At 68.8% G+C, this 25,062-nt stretch carries 28 protein-coding genes and 1 pseudogene; 13 read left to right on the plus strand and 16 right to left on the minus strand.

What is annotated here, in order from left to right; translation table 11 throughout:
- Positions 1 to 263: 263 nt before the first annotated feature.
- Positions 264 to 356, minus strand: a complete 93-nt coding sequence (locus ACIGQF_RS37365) for a hypothetical protein (RefSeq protein WP_399720187.1) — start codon at positions 354 to 356, stop codon at positions 264 to 266.
- 10 nt (positions 357 to 366) lie between these two features.
- A complete protein-coding gene (locus tag ACIGQF_RS37370; RefSeq protein ID WP_399720189.1) occupies positions 367 to 648 on the minus strand; it encodes a DUF6193 family natural product biosynthesis protein in 282 nt (93 codons plus the stop codon).
- Positions 649 to 1,236: 588 nt separating this feature from the next.
- Between ACIGQF_RS37370 and ACIGQF_RS37375 the strand changes: the two genes are divergently transcribed.
- Together ACIGQF_RS37375 and ACIGQF_RS37380 are read left to right on the plus strand one after the other, a co-directional pair.
- Positions 1,237 to 1,800 (plus strand): dihydrofolate reductase family protein, encoded by a 564-nt coding sequence (locus ACIGQF_RS37375; protein WP_399720192.1) that lies wholly within the window; start codon positions 1,237 to 1,239, stop codon positions 1,798 to 1,800.
- A gap of 44 nt (positions 1,801 to 1,844) precedes the next feature.
- Positions 1,845 to 1,982: a hypothetical protein gene (locus ACIGQF_RS37380; protein WP_399720195.1), complete on the plus strand. Its 138-nt coding sequence runs from the start codon at positions 1,845 to 1,847 to the stop codon at positions 1,980 to 1,982.
- Positions 1,983 to 2,039: 57 nt separating this feature from the next.
- Here the strand turns inward: ACIGQF_RS37380 and ACIGQF_RS37385 are convergent, their stop codons facing one another.
- Positions 2,040 to 2,192: a helix-turn-helix domain-containing protein gene (locus ACIGQF_RS37385; protein ID WP_399720251.1), complete on the minus strand. Its 153-nt coding sequence runs from the start codon at positions 2,190 to 2,192 to the stop codon at positions 2,040 to 2,042.
- Positions 2,193 to 2,554: 362 nt separating this feature from the next.
- Here ACIGQF_RS37385 and ACIGQF_RS37390 point away from each other — a divergent pair, with 362 nt between their 5' ends.
- The 6 genes from ACIGQF_RS37390 to ACIGQF_RS37415 all read left to right on the plus strand — a co-directional run bounded on the left by ACIGQF_RS37390 (position 2,555) and on the right by ACIGQF_RS37415 (position 7,710).
- A complete protein-coding gene (locus tag ACIGQF_RS37390; protein WP_399720197.1) occupies positions 2,555 to 2,737 on the plus strand; it encodes a hypothetical protein in 183 nt (60 codons plus the stop codon).
- Between the two features lie 185 nt (positions 2,738 to 2,922).
- On the plus strand, positions 2,923 to 3,711 hold the full coding sequence (locus ACIGQF_RS37395) for a hypothetical protein (RefSeq protein WP_399720200.1): 789 nt from the start codon (positions 2,923 to 2,925) through the stop codon (positions 3,709 to 3,711).
- Between the two features lie 24 nt (positions 3,712 to 3,735).
- Positions 3,736 to 4,335, plus strand: a complete 600-nt coding sequence (locus ACIGQF_RS37400) for a hypothetical protein (protein WP_399720203.1) — start codon at positions 3,736 to 3,738, stop codon at positions 4,333 to 4,335.
- Positions 4,336 to 4,733: 398 nt separating this feature from the next.
- Positions 4,734 to 5,201 (plus strand): SUKH-3 domain-containing protein, encoded by a 468-nt coding sequence (locus ACIGQF_RS37405; RefSeq protein ID WP_399720205.1) that lies wholly within the window; start codon positions 4,734 to 4,736, stop codon positions 5,199 to 5,201.
- A 1,039-nt stretch (positions 5,202 to 6,240) separates the two neighbouring features.
- The gene (locus ACIGQF_RS37410; RefSeq protein ID WP_399720208.1) at positions 6,241 to 6,837 is read left to right on the plus strand and encodes a hypothetical protein; all 597 of its coding nucleotides are present in this window, start codon (positions 6,241 to 6,243) and stop codon (positions 6,835 to 6,837) included.
- Positions 6,838 to 7,533: 696 nt separating this feature from the next.
- On the plus strand, positions 7,534 to 7,710 hold the full coding sequence (locus tag ACIGQF_RS37415; protein WP_399720211.1) for a hypothetical protein: 177 nt from the start codon (positions 7,534 to 7,536) through the stop codon (positions 7,708 to 7,710).
- 378 nt (positions 7,711 to 8,088) lie between these two features.
- Here the strand turns inward: ACIGQF_RS37415 and ACIGQF_RS37420 are convergent, their stop codons facing one another.
- Positions 8,089 to 8,745: a hypothetical protein gene (locus ACIGQF_RS37420; protein WP_399720213.1), complete on the minus strand. Its 657-nt coding sequence runs from the start codon at positions 8,743 to 8,745 to the stop codon at positions 8,089 to 8,091.
- 1,073 nt (positions 8,746 to 9,818) lie between these two features.
- On the opposite strand from ACIGQF_RS37420, the gene ACIGQF_RS37425 reads away from it, so the two are divergent.
- Positions 9,819 to 10,652: a PIG-L family deacetylase gene (locus tag ACIGQF_RS37425; RefSeq protein ID WP_399720216.1), complete on the plus strand. Its 834-nt coding sequence runs from the start codon at positions 9,819 to 9,821 to the stop codon at positions 10,650 to 10,652.
- Positions 10,653 to 11,537: 885 nt separating this feature from the next.
- Here the strand turns inward: ACIGQF_RS37425 and ACIGQF_RS37430 are convergent.
- On the minus strand, positions 11,538 to 11,687 hold the full coding sequence (locus tag ACIGQF_RS37430) for a hypothetical protein (protein ID WP_399720218.1): 150 nt from the start codon (positions 11,685 to 11,687) through the stop codon (positions 11,538 to 11,540).
- Positions 11,688 to 12,094: 407 nt separating this feature from the next.
- On the opposite strand from ACIGQF_RS37430, the gene ACIGQF_RS37435 reads away from it, so the two are divergent.
- Positions 12,095 to 12,460 carry a hypothetical protein gene (locus ACIGQF_RS37435; RefSeq protein ID WP_399720220.1) on the plus strand — a complete coding sequence of 122 codons (366 nt, stop codon included), beginning with the start codon at positions 12,095 to 12,097 and terminating at the stop codon, positions 12,458 to 12,460.
- 377 nt (positions 12,461 to 12,837) lie between these two features.
- Here the strand turns inward: ACIGQF_RS37435 and ACIGQF_RS37440 are convergent, their stop codons facing one another.
- Positions 12,838 to 13,650: a hypothetical protein gene (locus ACIGQF_RS37440; RefSeq protein WP_399720223.1), complete on the minus strand. Its 813-nt coding sequence runs from the start codon at positions 13,648 to 13,650 to the stop codon at positions 12,838 to 12,840.
- A 1,177-nt stretch (positions 13,651 to 14,827) separates the two neighbouring features.
- Positions 14,828 to 15,991: an FAD-dependent oxidoreductase gene (locus ACIGQF_RS37445; RefSeq protein WP_399720225.1), complete on the minus strand. Its 1,164-nt coding sequence runs from the start codon at positions 15,989 to 15,991 to the stop codon at positions 14,828 to 14,830.
- Between the two features lie 86 nt (positions 15,992 to 16,077).
- Here ACIGQF_RS37445 and ACIGQF_RS37450 point away from each other — a divergent pair, with 86 nt between their 5' ends.
- Positions 16,078 to 16,740 (plus strand): TetR/AcrR family transcriptional regulator, encoded by a 663-nt coding sequence (locus tag ACIGQF_RS37450; protein WP_399720227.1) that lies wholly within the window; start codon positions 16,078 to 16,080, stop codon positions 16,738 to 16,740.
- 429 nt (positions 16,741 to 17,169) lie between these two features.
- On the opposite strand, the pseudogene ACIGQF_RS37455 reads toward ACIGQF_RS37450, so the two are convergent.
- From ACIGQF_RS37455 to ACIGQF_RS37465, 3 genes and pseudogenes are all read right to left on the minus strand, one after another.
- Positions 17,170 to 17,487, minus strand: a pseudogene (locus ACIGQF_RS37455) (transposase); the annotation flags it as partial.
- Between the two features lie 19 nt (positions 17,488 to 17,506).
- Positions 17,507 to 17,791 (minus strand): hypothetical protein, encoded by a 285-nt coding sequence (locus tag ACIGQF_RS37460; RefSeq protein ID WP_399720230.1) that lies wholly within the window; start codon positions 17,789 to 17,791, stop codon positions 17,507 to 17,509.
- A 403-nt stretch (positions 17,792 to 18,194) separates the two neighbouring features.
- Positions 18,195 to 19,082, minus strand: coding sequence for a 2OG-Fe dioxygenase family protein (locus ACIGQF_RS37465; protein WP_399720232.1), 888 nt, complete (start codon positions 19,080 to 19,082; stop codon positions 18,195 to 18,197).
- 625 nt (positions 19,083 to 19,707) lie between these two features.
- Between ACIGQF_RS37465 and ACIGQF_RS37470 the strand changes: the two genes are divergently transcribed.
- Entirely contained in the window at positions 19,708 to 20,265 is a 558-nt protein-coding gene (locus tag ACIGQF_RS37470) for an HU family DNA-binding protein (protein WP_399720234.1), read from the plus strand.
- A gap of 164 nt (positions 20,266 to 20,429) precedes the next feature.
- On the opposite strand, the gene ACIGQF_RS37475 is transcribed toward ACIGQF_RS37470, so the two are convergent.
- From ACIGQF_RS37475 to ACIGQF_RS37500, 6 genes are all read right to left on the minus strand, one after another.
- Complete coding sequence (locus ACIGQF_RS37475; protein ID WP_399720235.1) at positions 20,430 to 21,158, minus strand: trypsin-like serine protease; 729 nt, start codon at positions 21,156 to 21,158, stop codon at positions 20,430 to 20,432.
- 126 nt (positions 21,159 to 21,284) lie between these two features.
- Complete coding sequence (locus ACIGQF_RS37480) at positions 21,285 to 21,467, minus strand: hypothetical protein (RefSeq protein WP_399720238.1); 183 nt, start codon at positions 21,465 to 21,467, stop codon at positions 21,285 to 21,287.
- Positions 21,468 to 21,601: 134 nt separating this feature from the next.
- Entirely contained in the window at positions 21,602 to 22,288 is a 687-nt protein-coding gene (locus ACIGQF_RS37485; RefSeq protein WP_399720241.1) for a DUF998 domain-containing protein, read from the minus strand.
- 115 nt (positions 22,289 to 22,403) lie between these two features.
- A complete protein-coding gene (locus tag ACIGQF_RS37490) occupies positions 22,404 to 22,790 on the minus strand; it encodes a hypothetical protein (protein ID WP_399720243.1) in 387 nt (128 codons plus the stop codon).
- Positions 22,769 to 22,951, minus strand: a complete 183-nt coding sequence (locus ACIGQF_RS37495) for a hypothetical protein (RefSeq protein WP_399720245.1) — start codon at positions 22,949 to 22,951, stop codon at positions 22,769 to 22,771. The genes ACIGQF_RS37490 and ACIGQF_RS37495 overlap by 22 nt, the downstream gene beginning before the upstream one ends.
- Before the next feature lie 106 nt (positions 22,952 to 23,057).
- On the minus strand, positions 23,058 to 23,594 hold the full coding sequence (locus tag ACIGQF_RS37500; protein ID WP_399720253.1) for a helix-turn-helix domain-containing protein: 537 nt from the start codon (positions 23,592 to 23,594) through the stop codon (positions 23,058 to 23,060).
- Positions 23,595 to 23,997: 403 nt separating this feature from the next.
- Between ACIGQF_RS37500 and ACIGQF_RS37505 the strand changes: the two genes are divergently transcribed.
- Positions 23,998 to 25,062: AAA family ATPase (locus tag ACIGQF_RS37505; RefSeq protein WP_399720247.1), on the plus strand; the 1,065-nt coding region annotated here is incomplete at its 3' end.

Genomic DNA, 25,062 nt, shown 5'->3' on the forward strand with positions numbered 1-25,062 from the left:
CCTTGAGCCCTTCGGCGGTCGAAGTCCGCGGGGCGCCGCCATCTGGTTCCTGGCGATGTCCTTCTGGGCCCTGTTCTCCATCTTGCCGATGCCCACTGCCGATTGCCCTCCGCGTTCGTGAGCTGCTGCGCTGCCGTGCGGTCTCCGGTTTCCCGGAGCCCGCCGGTAGAGGGTACGGCGAGCGATGCTCCACGTTCACCGCCGTACGTTCCGCTGTCCGTACGATGGTGCGTGAGAGGGGGAGGGCCGCAGGTATTGCGTGGCTATCTGCTGTCTCCGGCCTGGTGGGCTGCGAGTTCTTCGGGGGTGCCGACGAAAGCAGGGCCACAGTCGGCCGGCAGGCGCTCGAGCACCATGGCGATGGCCTCATGGGCTGTGGCGGCCGGGCCCACCGTCCCACTGCGGATGGGGACCTGAAACCCTGTAGGTATCCTCCGCAGTGGGCTGGATGTAGGGAATGTCCCAGGTCCATCGCTTCTCGGTGCAGCGGCTGAAATGCAGTTCGCCCATTCCCGTCCACGGGAACAGCTGTCGCAAGCGCGGTTCCGCGTACGCCGCCTCCACAAGTTCGCTACGTACGCCTCCGTCGTCACGTACGGCCTGCCAGCCCGCTTCGACGATGACTTCGCCCGATGCAATACCGCTCACTTCACCATCATGCACGTCACACTCCAGCTGAGGGGGGGCGGCGCTGGTCGGATGGCCCCGCGCACCTGATCGCCATCCATCGATGACGTCTGCGAACCCGACAGGGTGTGGCACGACTCCTCGGGCGGGCTGCCATGTGCCGGCGAGTACGCCAGCGCGCCGTGCGGGCGCTGTACGCGACCCTCGTCAATGACGACGCTGCGGATCACCCGCATGATGTTCGGATGCCGAGGTGGATGCGCTGCTACTGGGATGAGGAAGACACATGGTTCTGCTTCGAGGTCGATTCTGAAGGCTGGGTGCGGCGTCAGGTCGAGCTGCAGGGGCCGGAGCGATGTCCCATGCGGCCTTCAAGCGCGAGACCCTGCAAGGGCGAGAGAGCTGGCCCCACGAGTGCGAGGCCCGTCTCGACGCTTCTTGATGGCTTTACCGTTGGACCATCCAATGATGTCACTCCCGTCGCGGTTAATGATCACCGATCCTCTTCGAGGACGTTCTCCACCACACACCAGTCGCACAGCCCGTGTCCGGGATCCGGGGTCGGGGCCCGTCTAGACTTCCGGGACCGACTGACGGGAGGCTGGTGCTGTGCGGAGGCTGCTCTACGGCATGAATCTGTCCGTGGACGGCTATATTGCCGCGCCGGGCGACGACCTCAGCTGGAGCGGTCCGAGCGACGAGCTGTTCCAGTGGTGGCTGGACGAGGAGCGGGCGATCAGCCTGTTGCTGTATGGGCGCAGGCTGTGGGAGACGATGAGCGCCTACTGGCCGACCGGTGACCAGCAGCCGGGTGCCACCCCGGCGCAGATGGAGTTCGCGCGGAACTGGCGGGACACGCCGAAGGTGGTGTTCTCCTCGACGGTCGACACGGTCGACTGGAACGCTCGCCTGGTCACCGGCGACGCGGTCGCGGAGATCGCGCGGCTCAAGGCCGAGGACGGTGGGCCGATGAGGGTCGGTGGCGCGGCGCTCGCCGGGGCAGCGATGCGGGCCGGGCTGATCGATGAGTATGCGATCGTCACCCATCCGGTCCTGGTGGGTAGCGGCACACCGTTCTTCGCCGCGTTGGAGAGCTGGGCGAATTTGAACCTGGTGGAGACACGGACGTTTCCCGATGGCGTGGTCCTGACCAGGTACGAGACGAGGCGCTGAACGCGCTGGTCGAGCGGTGGGACATCGACGATGACCAGCGACGGATGGGGTCACGTCCCCGGGCCGTCGGCGAGCGGTTCGCGGTCGAACAGCCGCTGCGGGTATCGGAGCGCGTGCGGACGCTGCTGCGGGTCACGCGGTACGCGGTCGCTGGTGGCGGCGCAGTGCGGGAGCTGGCTTGAGTGGCAGCGGGAGGGGTTTCCTCGCGCGCCTGCTCGGCCTCGGACAGGACCTGATGATCACTCGCACGCCGGCCCCGCGGATGGGACGGCAGCGCGTTCCGGTCGGCCTCCCGCCTGCCACTTCGCCCACCACGTGTCCACGGCCATGACCGACACCCTGAACAGCGCGGCAACCTCCGACCGGCTCCGGCCCTCCACCAGCGCGGACATCGCCGGCAAACGCACAGCCTCCTGCGCGTCAGGTGACCGGGTCCGCGCATCCGCCACCAGGCCACTCACACGCCGCCAACGAGCGCGAACACAAAGCGTTTTGAATCAATACAACCCGTCCCTGCGCGCAGATGCCTCTTCCGCGGAATACCGCAGGGAACGACTACGCGCACGTTGCCAGCTGTCCGCAGTGCCCTCACCCCCGCAGGCATCGCCGCTGCACGACCTTCATACGCAACCCAGCCAGATGGCTCGGTGTCTGGCCGCTGCGTCGTGAGAGCGCGGTGAGGCTCGCTGCCCTGCCGCCCCCGGCCTGGTGCTATGGATGGTAGATATGAGGCCTTCGATCTACGGGGGAATCGGTGCTCGGCCTCATCATCCTGCTCTTTGCACTTGCCGCCGTCCTCGCGGTGCTCGGACTCGTCAACCCAGAGCGGCTCAGCCGCACGCAGGACGGCGGCACCTCCAACTTCGGACGAGGTTTCGTCTGGGCCGTGGCCGCGATCGCGGTCTACGCTGCCTGCTCGCTGTTGCAGGTCCTCTAGGCGCCCACGGCTACCCAGCACCCAAAGGGAGCCGCCGGGGGAACCCGCGGCTCATGCGCGGGGCCTGGGCGCTGCCCATCCATAGCCCCGGGTCCAGGTGGCGCGGGCAAGCTCGCCCCTCGGTCGGCAGCTCGCGTGCCCGCAACCGCCCTCTTGCCCACAACCGACACGTCAAGGAGTACCTGATGACCACCGCGGGCAACCGCACCGAGGTCGAGGCGGTTCGCAGGCGGAACCATGGCATCCACCGGAGGCAGCTCACCGAGCCGAAAACCGGTCAGCGGGGCGCGGTGCCGATCCCGCTCTTTCTCACTGTCACGGCCGGCCCGGTCGTTGTCCTCCTCGGCACGGTCTCCGTCTTTCGTCCGCGCATCGCGGCCAACCTCGGCATGGTCGTTGCCCTGGCGCTGGGCATCTTCATCCTGCTGTCGCCCTGCTTTGTGGTGCCGTGTTGGCGCCGGCGCCGCGCCCTGCGCGCGGGAGCCCGCGCCGCAGCGCCCGCGCTTCCCGCCGGAGCCGCCCCTTACGGGGTGGGCTTCGGGCTGTCCGAGGACGCAGCCCGCGACACGGACACCGAACCCACCACCTGGAACCGCAGCTCCGCCCGGTTCGGCGCGGCGGCCCTCACCGCCTCGGCCCTCCATCTGCGAGGCCCGGATGGCACAGCCCTGGACATCGCTCTGACCGACATCCTCGGTACGGTGCACACCGTCCCGACGCCGTGGCTGGACGATGGCTCCTTGGACGTGCGTCTGCACACCGGGGAGGCGATCGAGCTTTGCGCTCCCCGGCACAAGGATCTGGCGTCCGACCTGACCTCTGCGGGCGTAAGGGTGATCCGGGCTAGCGCCCCTCGCGCTCCGGCGGCTGACCGGTCGAATGGCGTGTTCCGGTCGGAGTATGACAAAGCGCAGGTCAGTGGGGGCGGGTGTGTGATCCCCGACGGGGTCTGTGGTTATGATCATGTCAACTGATCGCTATCAACGGGGAGATCGAGCATGGGGAACCGGAAGACGTCGTGGCTGGGTGCGGCCGTGCCCGTGGCTGTTCTGGCATTGACGCTGACCGCTTGCGGCGGGGGCGGCGGGGACGGCAAGGGGGAGGCCAAGGGCAGCACCAGCAAGCTGCAGGAGGACAAGCCCTCAAGCCGGGAGATGGCGACGGGTGAGAGCGCCACCAGCGCGTTCAAGGAGGACGACGGGAAGATCACGTACGACGTCCTGGCGCAGAAGGTGGACGTGGGGACCGAGGCGGACACCAAGAAGATGGTCGATGATCCGGCCAAGGCCAAGGGGTTCGTGCCCGCGGTGGCGCATGTGAAGTACACGAACAAGGGCGGCGGCGTCGTGGCCTCCTACCCCAGCGTCGGCGACAATGTGGAGATCTACGCCGACGGCCGGCGCGGCACCATTCTGATCGGTGCGGCGGATGATGCGCCGGGCTGCGAGTCGGACACCGACATCGAGAACTGGAAGAAGGGCGCCAGCCACGTGCTGTGCGAGACCTACATGGTCCCCAAGGGCACGAAGGAACTGGCCGTGCACTGGTCGGCCGAGGACGACGGCGAGCCCTACGTCTGGACGTTCAAGACCTCCTGACCCTCCCCGCTGCCCGCACCGCCCCGGCCGGCTGCGTCGCGCAGCGGGCCGGGGAGCGCCTGCGCTGGCTGCGCCGCGGTGGCCGGCCGGTGCAGGCGCCTCCGGTGCAGTTTGCGGTGGATGTGACCCGGCAGGAGCCTGGGGCATGATCCGCCGGAGGCGGCCGTCGCCCCCGGGCCGGGAGCGCATCGGGCAGCGCGCTGCACCCCGCCACGGCATGGGTCCTCTGGCGCTTCCTCGCCGGGCTCGTCCCGTCCCTGGAGGGGATGTCTGGCCCTGGCTCTGTGACGGAGGTCGGGCTGTGGCCCGCTTCGTGTGGTGCGGTCACCGGTTGCTTTCTCTAGGGCCGTGGGCTGGGATCATCGTCTCGTCCTTCGCGCGGGGGAGTGGGGCCGGTCATGAGCGAGTGGTCGCCGCAGGTGCGGGAGGTCCTGAAGGCTTCGGGGTGGACGGCGGGCAGGCGGGTCGACACCACCGGCTGGCGGTCGATGTTCGAGGCGGTAGGCATCGTCATGCACGAGGCGGCGGAGGTGTTTCTTCAGGAGTTCGGGGGACTGACCGTGAACATCGGTGGCCCCGGAATCAACCGCGCCCGGGAACCCTTCGTACTGGAACCGGAGTTGGCGCGGGGAGAGGAGGACCGGTTCTCGCAGTGGAGTGCCTCCCTGGCAAGGCACCTGTTCCCACTCGGCGAACTGGATAACGGCCGCTTCTTCCTGGGGATCGACGAGGCCAGTGAGATCTGCCGTGTCGAGGCCTGGGTCGCCGGCTTCGGGCCGATGCCGCACGCGCTGGAGAATCTGGACCTCGGTGTGATGCCGCGCAGGATCGACGACGGGTACGGGGCGCCGGATCGGGCCCGCTGACTGTGCCGTTTGGTGTGCGGGACGGGCTTGTGCAGGAGCGTGAAGTCTGCGCGGCGATCGTGGCCCTCCTGGCAGGCGTCATCATCGCCCGCAGCCAGTTGGCAGTGACCGTGCAGCCGTTGCTCAGCTGCTCCGGCTTCACCGGCGGCAGCAGCGGGGTGGCAGATTCGATACGGACGGTGGTTGTCGCCGATGCGGGCGGAGGGCGCGCCATTGTGTGCTCCGTTGCGTACCGGATGCGGGTGTCTCCCCGACATTCGGGATCTGCAGGGCCTTCGCCCGCCAGGGACGCCCGCCGCCGGGGACAGGACGACGTAGAGCTCGCAGGAGTGTGAGGAACTTCAGAACGCGACTGGCTCGGGATTTTCACGACGGCCTCCTCATCTCGGCCCTCGCCCCTTCAGCCCGCCACGCCACAACCGACAGCGTGTGCGGTGCGAGAACGCCGGGTGCAGCTGCCGGACGGTTGCCGCCGGCAACGGTGGTCGAGTGGGGGACGCGTGGTCCGGAGGCGTGATGCCGATTTGCGTCCGACGCAGGTCCAGGCATCTTCGTCCCGTCCTCGCCCATTCGGCCGGTACACCGAGAACCAGCCGCCTCTGCCGCGGCGCCCCCCCCGGATCCAGGAAGCGCCCGCTATCCGCTGTGACGTCGGTAAGACAGCGCGGTGCGGGCTGCTCGGCATGCCCGTGCCTATTGCGGGGGTGGTGGAGTGAAAGCCCCTTCGCTGTCGCGGTTAGCGAGTACCGTGAGAGGCGTGGCCGAGCTGGATTTCCGAGGGCATCGGGCGGGCCGGAGTGAGGTGTTGAGGCCCTTGCTTCGAGAAAAGGGCACTGTTGGGGGCGTTGTGAGTGCGAAGACGCGTGTGGTGCGGGCCAGGATGGCACGACGTCGTCCGGCACCGCGAAGGAGCAGCCTGGGGAGAAGGCCACAGGGTCGGCGGCGTCGGCACTGGGACTGGAGTAAGTGGACGGCTCTCTTTACGGCCGCCGTCGCGGCCGGCGGCCTGGCGTTCTCGGGTGTAGTGACCATCTGGAGCGTGCGCGTAGCCGAAGATCAGCTTGCGCAGTCCCGGGAAGACCAGGAAAAGACCGTACGGAAGCAGGCCTCCCAGGTGACGTCATGGGTGGAGCGCAGACCCAAAGGACTCGTGCGGGTCGTGGAAAACCGATCTGCTGACCCCATTTCTTCTGTGCAGCTCGACTATGAGTGGACCGATCCGAAAGCCACAGAAAGACTTGCCGAGGCCCGTGCCGACTCACTCTCCGACATCACCGACGGGGGAACTGCGGGCGGCGCTTGGCGGAAACTGCTCCAAGAAGATTCTTCGTCGCGGGAGACGCACACTCAGGTTCTTCTGGAAGAGACATTTCTGGCGGTGAAATCTCGTTACCTGGGGCAGATTCCTCCGTGCTCGCGGGTAGAGGTGAAACCTCCCGTGCGCGACGTTGGCCTGCGTTTCACCGACAGTCAGAAGTCGCACTGGCTGCGCACCAGCGAGGGCGAGCTTCGTCCTGTAACCCCTGATATGGCCGCCAGTGAATCGTTGGCTCTTGGATACAGCAGGGCCGGTCTCCTTCAGGCAGCGCCCTCTGAGGTGATCAAGTTCGAATGTGGCGAGTCAGAGAGGCCTTGATGTTCCGGGTCTTCATACCGTTCGTCGGGGCCTCGGTGCGGGCAGCCGGCTTGAGGTGGCCCTGGCCGCGCCGGTGCCGCCGGCCGTGTCGGCCATCCTGGCCCTGACCGGCTGGGGCCGTCAGGCGGCTGTTGGTGCGCAGAGTGCGGTTTCCCCGTGCGGTGTGCCGGACGAGTGGTCTGGTCGGGGGTCTGGTGGCCGTGGCTGCGGCGCCTCGCGTTGGTGGATGACACCTATGAGAACTGCGGAAGGACTCTTCCTTTCGGGTGGATGCTGGCGTGTGTTGTGTGCGGCAGGCTGCGGTCTCCAAAGGGTGAGGTGGTTCTGAAGGGGAGCCGGGCGGGAGATGTGGATGTCTCCTGTGTCGTCGATGAGTTGACGGCTCGCCGGGGGCCGGTCTGGCGCTGCGCTCGCATGATCGAGCGCGGCCGGATCGGGATGGCCGGGTGTTCGGTCGGGGGTTTTGCCGCTGTTCTTACCCTGCTGGCCGATGGCCGGAGGGGATCTGGCCGGCACGATGGATGTCCCGAGGCCTGCCACCGGGCGCAGGGGCAAGCCGTTTTGATGGCTGGTCACCCGTTGGGCGGGAATGGGCCGGTCACCCGGTGGGCGAGGGTCGGGTGGATCCGAGCTGGTCAAAGGGCTGGGCCCCTCTCGGAGGTTGGAGGCGTTGGCTGAGTGCTGCCGGCTCCTACCGTGCCGCCTTTCACCGACATGCCGCTGTTCGTGGAGGAGTTCGGCCCTCCTGAGCCTCCCGGGACCACGATCGCTGTGGAGGGCGGGGTGCGGCTCGCCCGGGAGTACGTGGCAGTCTTCTTCGCTCCGCAGCTGACGGGGGTCGATCAGCCCCTCCTCAACGATCCGGCCCCGTGAGCCCGGAGATCGGTTTCCTCCGGTAGCCGCTCACCGCATCACCGGGCCGCGAAGCCGCCCCAGGGTCCCGGGTGGGCCTGCCGTCGCCGAGACTGTCGAGGGGCAGTACCGGGCTGTGCGCGAGCTGAGCCGGTGGACGTCTCCGGGGCCGCGGACGGCCCTGGAGGGCCGGCTGGGCTGGCGGCGTCGTGCGGGGGCTCCTTTGCCGTGCCCGGCTGCTGTGCGCGCGAGGCTTGGCCCCTCGCGACGGGGTCTGTTCCGCTCCGTGCCGCCGGGGTGCGTCGGCGGGCGAGGCATCGAAGGTGTGTCTGCGCCCTCGCGTCGTGGAAGGAAAGGCGACAGGGGGAGTGGGGCAAGGATTTGCAGGAGGTTGGTGTGTCAGGTGGGGGTGTGGTCGCTGTCGGGAGGTATCGCGGGTCCGTAGGTTGTGGTCCAGGCGGTGGTGAGGAGTGTGCGGGTCCGGTCGTCCGTGAGATGGGGCGCGCCGAGGGCCATGGCGGTGTCGAGCAGTGCGGCGCAGGCTGTGTGCCACGGGTCGAGCAATACCTCCTCACCGTCCGCGTCGGTGGTGTGCGCGCCGGTGCCGCCGCGGAGCCGGGCGCTTTTGTCGACCGTGTGGGCCAGGACGGAGAGCCCGTGGCCGATCGGTGACGGGGCGGGGCCCACACCGGAGACTGCGACCACCCCCGCGTGCTCCGTGCCCTGCTGGGAGGCGCCTTGGGGCTGTTCGGCGAGCCAGCGGTCCCATGCCGTGCTGTAGGCGTGGTCGGCTGCGGCAGGGCGGGCGGTGGCAAGCCGGCGCGCCTCGTCCTCGTCCAGGGCGCATCCGGCTTCCAGCACCTGGCGCACGGCATCCCCGTGCGGGCCGAAGAGTACCGACGCAGAGAGCTCCTCCAGCAGGTCGATGGCAAGGGCGCGGGTGTAGCCGGCGTGGGGGCTGAGGTCCTCGGCGGCAGATGCCAGGGCTATTCGTTCCTCCTGTGTCGCCGGGGGCACGATCTGCGCGCGGAACAGTCGCCCCGGCCACCGGGCCACGTCAATGTCCTCCACCGAGTGGTGTACCACGAGCCAGGGAGACGTCAGCGACGGCAGCGTCACCCGCGACGCAGGTGCCGCCCTCCTGAGGTGGTCGGGGGACGCAGCATCGATGAAACCGAGCCGGACACCACGCCTCCCTCACTCCGCCTTTGGGGACATGAACCTACTGGCTGCCGGCCTGCCCCCACAATGATCCATATCGCCCCGGCTCCTGCTGGCGGATCCAGCGCCGCGGGGCCGCCCGCTGCTCTCCGGCCCGCCCGATCGTCGCCCTCGCACGTCTCCCACGCCATGCGGGTGAGGCGGATTCGGCCCGTAATCTCCCCGGGCCGGCCGGCCCGGCGGATGGCGATGGGGCGTGGGGCCGCTGGTTCCGGCCGGTCGGTCGGTGTCGTGCGATTCCCGGGGGCTGCGGTGCTGGTGTGTCGCCGGTTGGCCTGCTTCGGCCATGCCTGGTGTGGGGCGGTGGGAGGACGGGGCAGGGGTGGGTGTGTGCGGTGGAGGCCTGGGCGGCGGGTATTCGAAGGTGTGCCTGCGCCCTGGCGTCTTGGAATGGAAGGCAAATGGTGGAGTGGAGTGAGGATTCGTTGGCCTCTTAGGTCGGGGCTGGTGGTGTGTCACGCCGCTTGGGCCGGGCAGGACTTCCGGTGGAACCGGGGTGTGCCGCTTGCCGGGGACTTCCCGCAGTCACGGTGGCAGTGCGGGGCCGGGCTTCACCGGCGCCCCATCGCGGCCCTGCAGCGTGGCCGGTGTTCACTGTGCCTGTGCACGGTGGCTTCACGAGCATCGTGCATGACAACAGCGGCGAGGCGTTCACGACTACGGACTGCTTCCTCACGCACCCCGGCATCTGGAGGTCGAGCGGTCGCGGCGGGAACAGTGGGCCTGTTCGGCGCTGTTGCATCGGTTGGGGCACCGGCGCCGTGCGGGCGGGGAAATACGGAGACTGCAAGGTCGTTCGCCTGCCGGACTCCGGGCCCCGGGTTCCGGGCCCCGGGTTCCGGGCCCCGGGGTTCGCGGCACGTCCGCCGCGCACTGTGACCAGGGCGTATCTGCAGGAGGAGTGTTTTATGACGGACCGGCCGTTGACGCTGATGGCTGTGCATGCCCATCCCGATGACGAGGCCACCTCGACCGGAGGTGTCCTCGCGCGGTACGCGGCGGAGGGCATCCGCACGGTGTTGGTGACGTGTACCGACGGCGGCTGCGGGGATGGGCCGGGGGGTGTCAAGCCGGGCGATGCCGGGCATGATCCGGCGGCCGTCGCCCTGATGCGCCGCCAAGAACTCCAGGAGAGCTGCGACGCCTTGAAGATCAGCGATCTGGAGATGCTGGGCTACGCCGACTCCGGAATGCTCGGCTGGCCGGGCAACGACGCCCCCGGATCCTTCTGGCAGACCCCCGTGGAGGAAGGCGCCGCCCGCCTGGCGGACCTCATGGAGCACTACCGGCCCGATGTCATCGTCACCTACGACGAGAACGGCTTCTACGGCCACCCCGACCACATCCAGGCCCACCGCATCACGATGGCGGCGCTGGAGAGGACCGCGCTGACCCCGAAGGTGTACTGGACGACGATGCCCCGCTCGGGAATGCAGCGGTTCGAGGAGATCCTGCGCGAGGTTCACCCGGACATGCCGGAGCCGGATCCCGCCGAGGCCGCCGCGATGGCTGAGATCGGCCTTCCCGACGAGGAGGTCACCACGTGGGTGGACACCACCGCCTTCAGCGGCCAGAAGTTCGATGCGCTGGCCGCGCACGCCAGCCAGGGCGAGAACATCTTCTTCCTCAAGATGGGCAAGGAACGGTTCGGCGAGCTGATGGGCACGGAGACCTTCCTGCGCGTCAAGGACACCACCGGCGCGCCCGTACCCGAGGACGATCTCTTCGCCGGACTGCGCTGAGCCGCCCGTCCGGCCGCGGGGCCCGAGGGCAGTGCCCGAATCGCTCCGGAGCCGCGGCGACAGCAGGTTGCGGGCGTGGTGAGGTGGCTGTATGAGACGGCCCTGCATGGGGGCCGAGTCGGCCGGCATTCCCGTCCGGGAACCTGGGTGGCGGCGGACGCCGTGGGCCGGGCCCGGCCTCAGGTACTGGTGGGCGTTCTTGCCGGGCCGGGGGCCGCGGCAGGCCGCGGTGCGCGAGCGCCTTGCCCGGGCCGGCGGCTGCTTCGACGCCTGCTCGGACGACCGCTTGCTGCCCGTCGTCCGGCCTGCCGCCGCGCCCGGCCCCGTCCTGGCGTGAGCGGGGACGCGCGCTGCTGGAGGAGCAGGAGGGGGCGGCGGATACTTCCGTAGGGCCGGCCGCCGACCGTGCGGATGGACGGCGAGTCGTGGTGCGGTTGTGGCCGCCACCTCGTGCGCTCCAACGAGTGGGGCGCGCGGCCGTCGACGTGCGGCCGTCGACGTGCTGCCTGGCCGGCCGCGCCTCTGGCGAGGCAGCGTCGGCCCGTCCGGGCCCGAACAATTCGCTCCGGCCTTCGGGGCAGGGCGCCGCGGCATCGGCCGGGCGCCGTACCTCAAGGCTGCCGGTGTGGAGCACAGCCTCAAGGCGCACACCAGCGGCCGGTTGCGATCGCTTTTCCGCGCCACGGGCAGACCCGCGTCGGGTGTGCGGCCGTGGCGGTGTCCGTCCGGCGCGTCGTAGACGGTGTCCTGGATCGGTGGGGCGTTGCGGGGCCCGGGGGAGGGGGCGCTGGTGCGGGGGGGGGGGGCGGCGCAGGAGCGCCCTCGGCGGCGTCGGTCAGCGCCCACTGGCAGGCGGCTCGCAGGTCAGGCCGGACGCTCGCTGCCTCAGCGGCGAGCTTGCACACCGGGGAGGAGACCGGACGTGGGAATGTTTGCTGACCTGAAAGTCATCAGCCAGAGCGCGACCAGTGCGTCGATGACGACGGTCGAGTCGGTACGCCCGGTGCCCGCGATGCCACGATCGCGCTGCTCCATGAGCTGTCCCGGCAGAAGGGGATGGCTGGCGAATCAGGTGGGGAGCGTCGAGGAATTGCAGTACCGCCTTCGGACCGTCGTGGGAGGGTAAGCCGGGAATCGCCGCCATGCGCTCGGAGCACACCTGCGCCCCCAGCCGCTGTTTCGCTCCCGAGGGCATCAAGCGCACACAGACCGGCTTGCCCCGCTTTGCCCCATTATTCCGGGCAAGGGTCGGCGGTACGACGCAAGGCGGCAGAAGCCTTCCGCGCCCGCCGGCACAAGGAGGTCGCGGAAGCGCACGGAGCTGCGGTGGCTGGCGAAGATCTGGGCTGCCGTACCCGGCGCCTGTTACTGGATCTACCCTGTCTTTCCCGCACCGACGACATCCGCCCCTGCCGTGAGGGACGATCCGCCCGGTCTGCCGTATGCAGGACGGCGACTGGAAGCTCATGACGATGGATGCGAACCCGGCGCCGGTCGCCACCCATGATGGAGAAATCCTCATGAATCGGAAACTCGAAAAATTCATCAAGGTGTATCTCGGCCTGGATCAGGCCTACGACGCGAGCGGCCACCTTCGCCCGACTCTCTTCGCCTTCAGGGCAGAGTACGTCGATGCCGTCAAGCAGGGATTCGAAGAATTGCTGCGCGATGGTGAGTTCACCATCGAGGACTACGAACGTCTCACGGAAGTTGAGTTCGACGACGAGGACTCCCTGTATGGGTATCTGCAGTGCATGTACCAGTACCTTTTCGAAGGACAGGAAGAGCAGCCGGTGCCGCCGAACTGAGCTGCAGGGCCATGGGGAGCCGCCGATGATGCCGTACGAGCGGCGGGGCCACTGCGATCACGTCGCGTAGTTGCTGTTTCCGGTGTGCGCACATGCACAGGGGCGGGGCTCCTGTGCATGTGCCGCCATCGCTTTCAAGCGGTATTCCCCGGGCGCCCTGCAACGGCGCCCGGGGGAGACACTCAGCCGCGAAGACCTCGGCTGTGCCATCACCGCCTGGACACCGGCCAACGCCACGGCGAACCGGCAGCGGTCACCGTGGCACCCGGCAGGGAAGCGACCGGGGCGCTTGCCCCGGCGCACGCCGGCGACATGAGGCGCTTTGGTGCGGCCGCCCGAGCGTGCGGGCGGCCGCTTCGTCGTCCTTCCCGTCGGTCTTAGGTGTCGGTGTTGTGGGGGAGACCGTCGTCCAGGACGATGCGGATGGTCTTCCCCTGCCCGGTGATGTCGGCGAGCCCGGCTGCCAGGCGGTTGTACGCGGTCGTCGCCAGTGCCCAGTCGGCTTCCAGCAAGGTGGCGGCGGAGCGGGTGTTCCACAGCTCGATCAGCATTGCGATCAGGGCGCGTCCGGACAGGACGGTCCGCACGCGTCCCTCCCCGCTGTCCTCCACCGCCGGCGGGGTGCGGAAGTGGCCGTGACCGGCGGCGAGGGCGGTTAGCCACTCCCAGGTGTCGCGGTGCGCGACGAGTTCTGCGGAGGCGACGCCGGCGGCTTTGAGCAGCAGCACGCCATGCGCGATCCGCGGATCCTCGGGCCGGCCCTCGGATTCCCTTGGCACGGCGGGAGCAGCTTGCCCGGATACGTGTGTGCCGCGGTAGGCGGCCTCGATCGCGTCCTTGAGCGTCAGTTCCTGCCCCTTCTTACCGTCCCCGGGCTGCGGCTGCTGCGCGGTGTTGTCCATGGCATCCCCCTGCTGCTCGCTGTGCTGCTCCGCCTGGGCCCCCTCAACAGCAGGGGCGAGACCGCCTTCTGCAGGCGCACCGCCTGCGACCTGTTCACCGCGCGCTGTGGCCCCGGGCAGCTCATCCCCGGCGCGGGCGTGCCCGCCCCGGCCCTCGGGCTGGGGGAGCGCGACCTTCTTCACCACCTCGACGAGGTCCAGGAGCTGCCGCAGCTCCGTCCGCGTCTCGTTCAGGTCGCTGATCATCCGGTCCTGGCGCCGGCGCACCTCGCGATTCTCCTCGCGCAACCTTCGTACGAGGCAGCGGCTTAAAGCCCTCTGCCGACGCAGCACCTCCTTCGCACAGCAGCGTCGAGCCAGGCGACCGCTCCCAAGCCCCGCGCCCACCAAGCCGCAGGTCAGTGCCGGAGGTCCGCACATCATGAGGCCGTCGTGGCGCTCTCCGGAAGGCGGATGCACCAGCGGGACGGGGCGCACGGACCAGTGCAATGCGCCCTGGTCCAGCTGCCTTGCACCCCCTTGGCTTCGACGGGCAAGCATCCATCCCGAGGCCCCAGGACCACGGCTCACGCAGACGCCGAGGGGCGGCTGATGAAGCGCAGAAGTGCAGTGGAGCGGGGCTGGGCCTGTGCGGGGTGCTCGTCACCGGCCGGCAACCTCCCGGGCCAGCGACAGGCCCCTGCGCAGCGGAGACACTGCTATCGCCCGGCACCTGTCCGCCGCGGGCGACTGCGACCCGCTGCAGCAAGTCCTTCCGGCCTGCTGACCGGCGCGTACCAGGACGCACCTCCTGCCCTCGCCCTCGCCCTACTCCCGGCCCGGCGAGTACGGCGTGGACAATGCCGGTCTCTCGCAGGACACTCGCGCCCGCGTCGTGTTGAGCGCACATTCGAAGGCAGCTCTGCGGCTTCACGTCTTCGAAGGAAAGGCATTCGATCAAAATCATCAAGGAATCATTCCCGTGCGCCTCGCAAGACCGCGGGCTGTGGCTGCAGGTGATCGAGTCGAGCCGTGTGCGGGAGAGAGCGGGGGAGGAGAGCAGCCCAGCCAGCCCCCCATGGTCGGGTGCTGCGCTTGCCGGCCCAGGGCGTGGTCCTGGTGTCCCCACCGCCGGGGCCCGTGGACGGTGACGCCGAGAACGGTGGCGGACTCGCCCAGCAAAGTCAGGGTGCGTTGTTCATCGGCTGTCGTGGGGGGCGGGTACCTCGCAGTCCTTGAGCAGGATCGGGGAGGGGGCCGGTTGGGCCGGTGCGAGCGGCCTCCGGCGTGCCTTCGCCGTTCCCGGGCTCGTCCGTCAAAGTGCCTGCAGGCAGTTCGCCCACGTACGTGCGAGGTGGGCCATGCGTCGTTTCCATTCTGCGGGTCGGTGCCGGCGATCTCGGCCCACAGATGGGCGTTGGCGCCGCTGAAGGTCTGCACAGCTTGGGTGGGCGGGTGCGGCCGCCCAAGACGGGAAGCGGAGCAGCTAGTCCTGCAGGATGCTGCGCATCTGGGCGCTCTGCGGGTCGCCGCGCATGATCGACACCTGTGCGCGAGTCCAGTCGAGCACCTGCGCCGCGATCGTCTGGCGCTCGCTCTCGTAGGAATCGAGCAGCCCGGCGGGAGCGGTGCCGCAGATGGTGGCGGCCAGCTTCCAGCCGAGGTTCACGGCGTCGCCGAAGCCGAGGTTGAGGCCCTGCCCGCTGAACGGCGGATGGACGTGCGCGGCATCTCCGGCGAGCAGGACGCGCCCGCGGCGGTACCGTGCGGCGTACCGCGAGTTGTCGGACCACCGGGTGATCCGCCCCTGGGCTCCAGTGATCGTGAGTTCATGGCCGGTCACGTCCCGCAGCACCTCCTGCAACTCCTCCACGCCCACCTCCGCCCGCTTGTCGGCAGGCTGCTCCCCGAAACGAGCCACCAGAACACGGCCGGGCACAGGCCCTGACGCGTACACGCCTCGCGGTGTCCAGGTCCAGCCCCGCGACAGGGGCTCGGCGGACTGCATCTGCACCACCGCCTGGTAGCCGACGAGGGTGGGCTCGGTCCCCACGAAGTCGATCTCCAGCAGCTTGCGAACCGTGCTGCGACCACCGTCCGCCGCGACCACCCAGTCCGCCGTGAGGGTGCCGTCGCTGGTCTCCACCAGGACATCGGCGTCGTCGTCCCACGAGGCACCCGTGTACTTCAGCGAGGTCACCGTCACACCGCGACGGATCTCGACGCCTTGCGCTGCGCATCGCTCGCGGAGGATCCGCTCCACCTCTGCCTGCGGCACGGCGAATCCTCCCGCGGCCGCGGTGTGCTCGGACAGCACCGGATCGCGTTGATCGATGCTGGAGGCGTCGAACATTCCCCCGAAGTGACCCATCGCCGGGAACGCCGGCAGCGTGCCCGGGGCGGGCGCGGGGACCTTCATCCCCACCCGCTCCACCAGTGTGCGCTGCACGGCCTCGCCCAGTAGCCCGCGACGGTCGAGGATCTCGGCGCTGGCGATGTTGATCGAGCCCGCCTTGATCGTGTGGTCGGGCTCGGTGAGCCGATCCAGCACCATCACCTCAATACCTCGCAGCGCCAGCTCGCTCGCTGCGAGCAGGCCTGTGGGGCCCGCGCCGACGACGAGGGCCTCAGCCCGCTCCTTGGTTTCCATGACGTGCCCGCTTTCCCGACCAATCGGCAAACTGAACTCAGTATGTTTACCTAGTAAACATACCCAGTTAAGGTAAGGTGGCGGACATGGCGAACAAGGGAGACCGGGGCGGGTCGAAGACGCGAGCGCGCATCGCGCAGATCGCGACCGACCTCTTCCTCGAGCGCGGCTTCGACGACGTCACCATCGCGGAGATCGCACGGGGGGCCGGCGTGTCGCGCGTGACGGTCTTCTCCCACTTCGACCGCAAGGAAGACCTGCTGCTCGACCGCATTCCCAGCGCCCTGGAGACCATCAGGAACGCACTGAGAACCCGCCCGGATGAGCTGTCAGTAACAGAGCAGATGCTCCGACTCGCAATCGCGATGGCAGAGGAGCGGCACCCCCTCTCCGGCCTCGCCGAGGGCATCGCCCCGTTCGTGCGCGTGGTGCGGGACGCCCCGACGCTCATTGCGCGGCTCCGTGAGTTCGCCTACGAGGCCGAGGCCGCCCTCGCTGCCGAACTCGACGCGGACCCCCGTTTCACAGGCGACGCACCCCTGGCGGCCGCACTCATCATCACCTGCTATCGCACGGTCACCGTCGCCACCGTGCAACAACTCGTCGCCACCGGTGGGACATCCCTCGACGCGCTCGCCGCGCAGCACACGGCCCACCTGGAACAGGCGTTCCGCGTCCTCCAGTGCGGCATCGATCCCCCAACAGTGCATGCGCAGGGTCGTGTTGATAATCCGAAAGAAGCGGCCTAGATCCGCAGCCTTGATCACGGCGAGCGGACTGGCCTGGGGCGAAGTCGATCCGGCCACGCACGGCTGCAGCTCACGCCGCACTACCCCTCAGCTGCCGGAGTTGTCATCCGCGTGCAGCAGCGGTGGTCTGGACGGGCTGGATAGGTCCATACCCGGCGGGGCATTCAGGACGTGGTCGGAAGGCAGGCCATGGCGCCGTCGGCCCGGCGAAGCGCATCGCGCACGGCGGCGTTCTCCGCTTCGAGTTCGGCGTTCCGTGGACGTTGTGCCCGATGACCACCGACGAGGCGACCGCCCGGGGACGGCTGTCGTGGTCGGCCGTCGGCATCGAGGGCTGAGTCTTCAAACGGCTCGGCCAGCCGTACCTTCCCGGCAAGCGCGCGGGCGGCTGGCGGAAGTACCGCGTACGGGAGTCCACCGAGGCCATCGTCGGTCACCGGCTCCCTGCACCGCCCCGGCACGCTGCTGCTCGGCCGCCTCGATGCGGCCGCCCGCCTGCGCTACGCCGGCCGCGGCCCACTTCGCCAGGAAGCCGTAGACCGTGCGCCAGGGAGGGAAGTCCCTGGGCAGGGCCCGGTATTTGCAGCCCTCGAAGGTCAGGTAGCGGATCGCGTCCACGATCTCGCGCCGGGGCCACTTCTCGGGCCTGCCGCCGGTCGGCGTCTGGCAGGCGGGAAGTGGCAACAGCGGCTCCAGCAGGGCCCATTCGGCCGTCGTGGTGTCGGAGGGGTAGGTCCGGCGGCGCATGGCATCCCCCTGAGATGGATCACTCCGGTGGCGGCGGGGAGGTGACCAGCATGTCCAGGGCCGACTCCATGGCCATGAGCTGGTTCAGCAGGTACTGCACGAACCGCTCGCGCGGGTGGAGCTTGGCGTGCGGGCCGACCGTGGCCGACAGCAGGCGACGGCCTTCCACCAGCTTCACCCCCAGCGCCCGCAGCTCGAACGTCCGCAGCGCATGCGGGTCGCCCGTGAAGCGGTAGCCGTCCTCCCGCGCCCAGATCAGCGGGCGCCAGCGCGGGCCGTCCAGCTTCCACTCACCGTGGGGCATCGTGAGTTCTCCTGCGTCATCGTTCCGTGCGCCGCTCGGCCGGGGTCTGGGAGCCCTGCCGGGGCGCCGCGTTGATCGGCAGGGCTCTACCCGTCGGCCGCAGGGTTTACGCGGTCGGCCAGCAGCAGTGACTGCCAGGAGATCGTCACTTCGTCAGGGCGCGGTGTGCTCGACGTGCGGCTGCTGCGCCGAATGGACCAGGGGCGCCAACCGTCAGGATTCGCCCTCGTCGTCCTCGACGGCGTCAGGGCCGTTGACGGAGGGCCAGCTATCGCCTCTTGCCCCTTGGTCCTTCCGCGGTCGTCTTCGCCCAGCACTGTCCGCCGGGTGACATTGTGTTCGCGCTGCACAACCTGATGCGGCATGACGCCGTGTGCAGACCCTTTAGGCGACGAGCGGGCCCTTACATGCCCGGGATGAAGGGCGCGATGCCCAGCAGGAGGATGTCGCGGTGGCCTGTGTCGGCGGCGTCGGCGAGGCGGACGGGAGCGACGTAGTGGGCGACGCGCTGGTCGTGGACGCCGTAGCCGTCCAGGGGCTCGCTGAGCACGAAGCGGGCGTGGATGGCGCTCGGGCTCAGTTCCCCGGGCTGTCGGCCGGCGCTGTCGGCGGTGGCGATGATGTTCTCCCCGCCGTGGATGTTGCGGCGGCCGATGAGATGGGCGAAGGTGCACAGCGCCGGCGAGCCGCCGTCTTGGTGCAGGCAGTTCGGTGAGGACATCGCCACCTGCGCCTGGTCCCGGACGGCCAGTCGGACCATGTGGATGCCGATGTAGACGGGCGCCGTGTGGAGCTGCGGCAGCCAGAGCGCTTCGGCGAGATCGGCGCGGATGATCGCGTTCAGCAGCTGGTTGCTGTGCAGCGCGGTGGGGAGGTCGGGCAGTCTGCGGCGGATACGGGGGAATTCGCGGTTGTGCTCGTCCTGCCAGTATGCGGAGGTGGAGCCGTATTCGGCGTCGGGGACGCCGGGGATGAAGGACAGCTCGTCCTTCCAAGGCAGGTAGACGGCATGCGAGTAGCGGCGGTACCGGTTGGCGTGCGGCGCGTAGGGGTCGCGGGGCAGCCCCTCGTACGCCTGGGCGAACTGAGTGAGCTCTCCCGCGGCCCACTTCGCATCCACCCCCAGGCTCGCGCCAGGCAGTCGGGCGTAGCCGTCGCCTCGCAGTGTCCCGCCGCCGCGGACACCGGCGACGCCGACGGGCCCGCTGGTCGGCACCGGGCCGGTCAGGGACTGTCTCGTGCTCGGTGAGGCGATGACGACCGGGTCGAGGGAGTTCGGGACATGGTTCATCGGCTGCTCCAGACGCTGGTGACCAGCCGGGGCCGGCGCCTTCTGGGATCTCCTTGCTGATAACCCCGCAGGGCACTTCTCACACCGGCACGGTGATCGGGCCACAGTGGGATGCGCCCGGGACTGCCGTCAACAGCCCCGGCGCTGCCGACCAGCACACCGCACCGCGGGCCCCGTATGGAGACGGCACAGGATCTGCCGGGGCCGGCACCTTGCGACGATGGCGATCCTGGACGGTGCCCGCTGGCCACATGACGAAAGGCGGGACGAGAAGGGTGGTCGGCGGACCGCGCGGCGAAGCAGGAGTTTCGGCATCTCGGCCGGGGAGTCCCCCTTGTGAGATGCAAAGTCAATCCTCCAGCACGCGGCGCCGTACACCCTCCAGCCGCGTACACCCTGAGACCGTGTGTCCGTTGGATGCCGGTATCTGTGATGACGAACGGCCCCGGGGCGCGCCCCGTTACTCCCACATGTTGCGCCGCGCCGCGAGCCCATCCGAGCCCGAAAAAGGAAGGATAATCATCCTTAGGCTGGAAATGTCCAGAGAAAGCAATGAATTCACCAATATGAACGTGGTGCCACAGGATCACATCCCAGTCCGACCGCGCGAGACAGGTGCAAAGGCATGAATGACGATCTGATCGACTACGTCGCTGGCGAGACCAGCATCTCGAAGGAGGCGGCCGTCCTGGCGCTGGATGCGTGGGGAGAGTCAATTGCTGACGCCCTGAAGCGAGGCGACGACGTAGTCCTGAAACCCCTCGGCACGCTTTGCATCGCAGAGCGCCCAGAGCGGACCGGGCACAACCCTAAAACCGGTAATGAGATCAAGATCCCCGCGGGCAAGACGATCAAATTCCGCCAGTTGCATCCTGGAGATCGACAGGCGCCGGCCCCGGAGGGAAAGGCAGGCGGACAGACGGACGATACCCAGATGGTCGCCATGCTCGTGGAGCGTTCCGACCTCACCAACCAGAAGGCGTCGCTAGCCCACAGCAGCATCAAGGAATACATCAGGAGGGTGGACGGTACGGACTCGAAGCTGAAGGGATTCGGCACCTTCAGGAGGGAGGTCCCCGGTGGGCCGAGGAAAGGCACGCCTCCCCTCCCCGGCGACCCCAGCATCCTCGCGTTCAAGCCGGACCAAGACCTGAAGGACAGGGTCCTCGGCCGGACTCACTGACCCTCTGCGCGCGCTGAGGCGGTTACCGCGGGGTGCCCCCGCGGCAATGGTGTCAGCGCGCACATAGTTTGGTCGACACGGGGGAGCCGCGAGCGGATCAGCGCCTTGCTGTTCGGGGCGATGCCTGCCGTTTTTCAGACGCCGTTAGGCGCCATAGGCGGCGGTCATCCACGGAGCCCAGTGGCGTACGAAATCCCATCCGATCGGCTCAGAAGCGGTATCAGAGCCGCGGTAAGTGACCGAGATCGTTTTTCTGGCCCGCTTCGGTTGTCAGGCAAGTCGGGCACGTGATGAGCGCCGGGTCCGCTGTTACTGGCGGTTGGCGTCGTCCCAGCCGCGCAGGGCTCCGACGCGGGCGTAGACGCCGGGGTAGCCCCTGTGCCGTCGATGCCCCCGTAGTTTGCGTAGGCGGTGTTGCAGGTGGCCTTGTCGACGACGGGGACCGTTACCGCATGCAGGTACTCGCTGCGGGAGCCGACGGGGAGGATGGTTCCCCAGCCCGAGACGGTCGTCGGCGTGCCGCCGGGTTCGTAGTCGCCGGTCTCGTCCGGGTTGACCGCCTGGATGTCGGGGCTGCCCACCGGCAGCGGGGAGGTGACCTTGAGGATTGCCACATCGTTGCTGTGGGTGACGGAGTCGCCTTGTGGCGCAAGACGGCGCGGACGGCGGCTGTCCGCTGCCAGCTGAGCCGGGTGTTGCCGTAGCCGATCCACAGCTCGGAGGCGAGGTACGACACCACGCCGCGGCCTGTCCCAAAGACGGAGGGCGCCATCCCGACGACAGTCCGTTTCGACCCCGGCGAATCCCTGGAGATCAACCAATGGATCCTGGAATTGCGTACCCAGACCGGCCCCGCTGGGACAAGGCCGAAGTGATCGTGAACTGCTGCGCATGGCACGTATGCCCGACAGCAGCCTGTGCGACGCGCTGATCGCCCGCGCGAAGAGGGCCAGCGCCTGACACGGCGCGACGGGCCATGCCGAAGTCAGCCCGGCCCCTCGCACGGTCTCCGCCCGCGGCTATGCAGCCGCCCACTCCAGCCCGAGTTCGGCGAGCTGGGCGAGCTTGTCGGCGGTGAGCTTGGCGCGCCGGCTCTTGGTGTTCGAGAGATCTACGCCCAGCCGGACCTCAGCGGCCGCGCCGCCGTGGCCGTCCCAGCTCCCCGGCAGAACCTCTACGTGGGTGCGGCTGATGGGCCCCACGGAGCTGGTACGCGCGGCGACGGTCCTCCCTCGCGAAGCACTCCTACGAGCCGGAAGACCACACGCGCGGGGACAGTCCCCCTCTCCAGCCACAGGACGCCGGCCGCCGGGTCCGCAGCCTGCACGAATCAGCATCAGCTGTGAGAGGCCTGCATGCCATGTCTTAACGGCGGCGCATCCCGCATCCGCATGCGAGTCGCCTGGTGGAACAGGCCGCGGACTCCGGTTACCAATGCCCATACCAAGAGGGGAAATGCCGCTACCCGCTCCATGCCGCCCATCCCGAGTCCGAGATAGCGGTGGGAGAGGAAGAGCCCAAAGGCTATGAGCGCTGTTACCCCAAGCAGGCTGGTCGCCCAGCGCAGCGGACCCGGCACATCGTCCGCCAGTCCGGCGCCCGCTAGGACAAGACCGATGTTGCCCATGGCCATGATGAGCAGCGCACCCAGGACATGCTGGTTCTCGTGGACGTCCGCAGGCGCTAGCCCGGCGATCACGAATCCCATGCCGGCGCAGGCCAGCAGCCACCGGGCCACGAGTGGGCTCGCGCCTCTGCGCCACACAGCGCCGGTGAAGAAGACACCGACGGCGAGGAGCGTCCCCAAAGTGATGAACGAGGCGTTCAACAGGCCGTGTTCGGGCGAGCAGATATAGCGGGGTTCGGGTTCCGACTGCATGGCGCAGTGCGCGTTACCCAAGTCGCTGATGTTGTTCCGCGCCCAACTGTATGGTCTGGCCCAAGCAGATTCCGCGATCACGTGGGCCACAAAGAACTGCGTCACACCTGCAACCCACGCGGCGTATCCGATCCGAGACTTCATATCCACCTTCTCTCGCACGGTTCACGTGCGAACAGGGGATCATGCACGGCTGACCTCAGGCACTCCTACAAGCCCCCGGGCACGAGGTAGGGCAGACCCCACGTCCAGCCACGTCTCAGGGCTTCACGAAACTGCGGACAGAGCCAGATTCATTCTGTGCGATGCGGGGTGGGAGGTAGTTGTCCAGGGCGTCGACGTCGTCGCACAGCTTGGCCATCAGCCCGTGCAGGCACGCCTCGGTCAGCGACTTCTGCGGATCCGTCTCCGGCGTCAGCGCTTCCTCGGCACGCCGCCGGCCCCGCGCGTGCCGCGACCGCGCGCAGCGGTCGTCGCTGTCGGGGGCGGGCTCGCCCAACAGGCCCGCGACCTCATGCCGCTCCGGCTCCCCGGGCCCGGACGCCCGGCTGTGCCGCTTGCTGACCTGGAGGTAGGCGTCCAGCGTCCCCTGGGACATGCCGGTGCGCTGGCAGTACGCGGCGATCAGCAGGGAGGCCATCTCCATCGTGCCGGAGGCATCTGTGGCCGGTAGAGCGTCATCCGCTCCCAGGAGTGCGCCTGGTCGGGCTCGGTGTAGCGCAGCACCTCCTGGCATTGCATGACTGCCTCCGCGACGAGCTGGTGCACCGCGCGGCGCAGGGATTCGGGCATCGGGGTGGAGTCCATGAACCGCACGCTAAAGGGGGCAGGGCCTCGGACTTCCGAGCCGCGACCTTGTGCTACCCCGGGTGGGTTAGCTGTATTGACCACGAGCGTTGTTAACACTTGGTCTTCAGGTACCGAGGTGGCTGCGCTCGCCGTTGTGGTCGAGGATGATCAGGATCTCGGCGGGGCCCCTGTCGCTGCGCAGGGTGTGGGGGGTCATGGTGCTGAAGGACGCGGCCTGTCCCGCCTCGATGCGGATGACACGTTCACCGAGATACAGGACGACGGTGCCGGACAGTACGGTGAACCAGTCCCGGCCGGGGTGAACTCCGAGATCATCCGGGCCGACGTCGCCGGCCTGCTCGGTGATGCGCAATTTGCCGACGGTCAGGCCCTGCGGTCCGTCGTCTTTGCTGAGCAGCCAGGTGGTCAGGCCGCGGCGCTCGTCTCGCTCGGGACGGATGACGACGTCGGAGTCGTCGGGTGACTCCACAAGCTCGTCGAGGGTTTTGCCCAGGGCGGCGGCGATGGCGGTGAGCTGGTCCAGGCTGAGGCGGCGGTGGCCTGTCTCAATCCGGCTGAGCTGGGAGGGGCTGATGCCCGCGCGTTCGGCGAGGTTGTCCAGTGACCAGCCGCGCGCCTTGCGCAGGGACCGGATGCGCATCCGGACGGTGGTGTCCGATGTCGATTCTTGCTCCACCGGCAAGAGCCTATGCCGCCAGGGTGGAGATCGTCCTACCGTCGAGGCATGAGCGCACACCATGACACCGATGGGCATATATGTGCGATCTCTCGGGTTGGGGTCGGTGGTGGTGAGGGTCGGTGGTGACGTTCTGGACTGGGGTGTCGCGGGGCTGGTCAGTGGTTGTTTGTGGGTGGATGGGCCGCTGTCATGAGGCGAGAGATTGATGGGCGGAATCGCTGTCGTGGTGCTTTATCGCATGACGGGTGATGCTGTCTTAGGTTCGAGAGGTCTGATGCGGTGAGGCGGGCCGGGCCGGTGTGATCGTGGGGTGGATCAAGGCGTAGGAGCCGGCCGGGGTGCTGTACTGCCGAGGGCGTTGGTGGTGCGTCGTCTGCTGGAGCGGCAGCAGGCGGGGGAGTTGTCGACCCGGCATGTGCGTGCGGTCGCTGAGACGGTGGGTGTTTCCGAGCGTACGGTGTGGCGCTGGCTGGAGCAGGCCAAGGCGACCGGGCAGTTGGAGGCCGGGGTCCGGCGCGGGTATGCGATGTCGGACGAGGTGTGGGCGCTGCTGGGCGAGGTCGGGGGGAATGTCGCTGAGCTGAGACGTCGGCTGGCGACTGCTGGCGGCGGAGTCTCGGTGCCGTCGGCGTCGACGTTGCACCGGGTGATCTGCAGGGACCGCCGGGCGGGGCGGGCCTTGGTGACCGGGCGAGAGCCCGCGGTGGCCGAGCCGAGTAGGCCGGATCCGCTCAGCGAGCTAGACCTGAACGTCGTGGCCGGTCAAGGCACCGGCGGGCAGGTTTTTCTGCGGGAGCAAAAGCATCTGGCGCAGGTCCCGGTCCTGGTGCCGGGTGCCCAGGTGGTCCACACGTCCGCTGTGCGGTCGGTGCTGCGGACGGTCGCGCACGCGACCGCGGTCGGGGCAGTGGTGTGTTTGTACGGCGACGCCGGCCAGGGCAAGACCGTCGCGCTGCAGTACGCCCTGTCCCAGCTGCCGCACCCGGCCCGGGTCCGTCGGGTCCACGTCGGTGTGCATCCGACGGTGCCCGAACTGCGCCGGGTGCTCGCGGACGCCCTGGAACTGGGCAGGCGTCTGCCGCGCGGGGCGGGGGAGGCCGACCTGATGCTGGTGAACGCGTTGAGACAGCCCCGTGTGCTGGTACTGGACGAGGCACAGCGCCTTGGCGGGCCGGCACTGGAGTTTCTGCGCGGGCTGTGGGACCACCCGGACACGGACACGGCACTTGTGCTCGCGAGGGGGGCAGGCAGCGAACGGGCGCTGCGCCGGGTACCCGCGCTGGCCTCCCGGGTGCTGACCTGGGAGTTGGTGCCGCGCCTCAGCCCGCGTGAGGTGGCCACCGACGTCAACCAGCGCTACCCGAACGAACTGACCGAAGCCCTGCTGGCCGGAGACCTCGACATCGGGCTCTGCCGGGCCCTCGCCCCG

The organism is Streptomyces sp. NPDC053560, assembly GCF_044544605.1.
GTDB lineage: Bacteria > Actinomycetota > Actinomycetes > Streptomycetales > Streptomycetaceae > Streptomyces.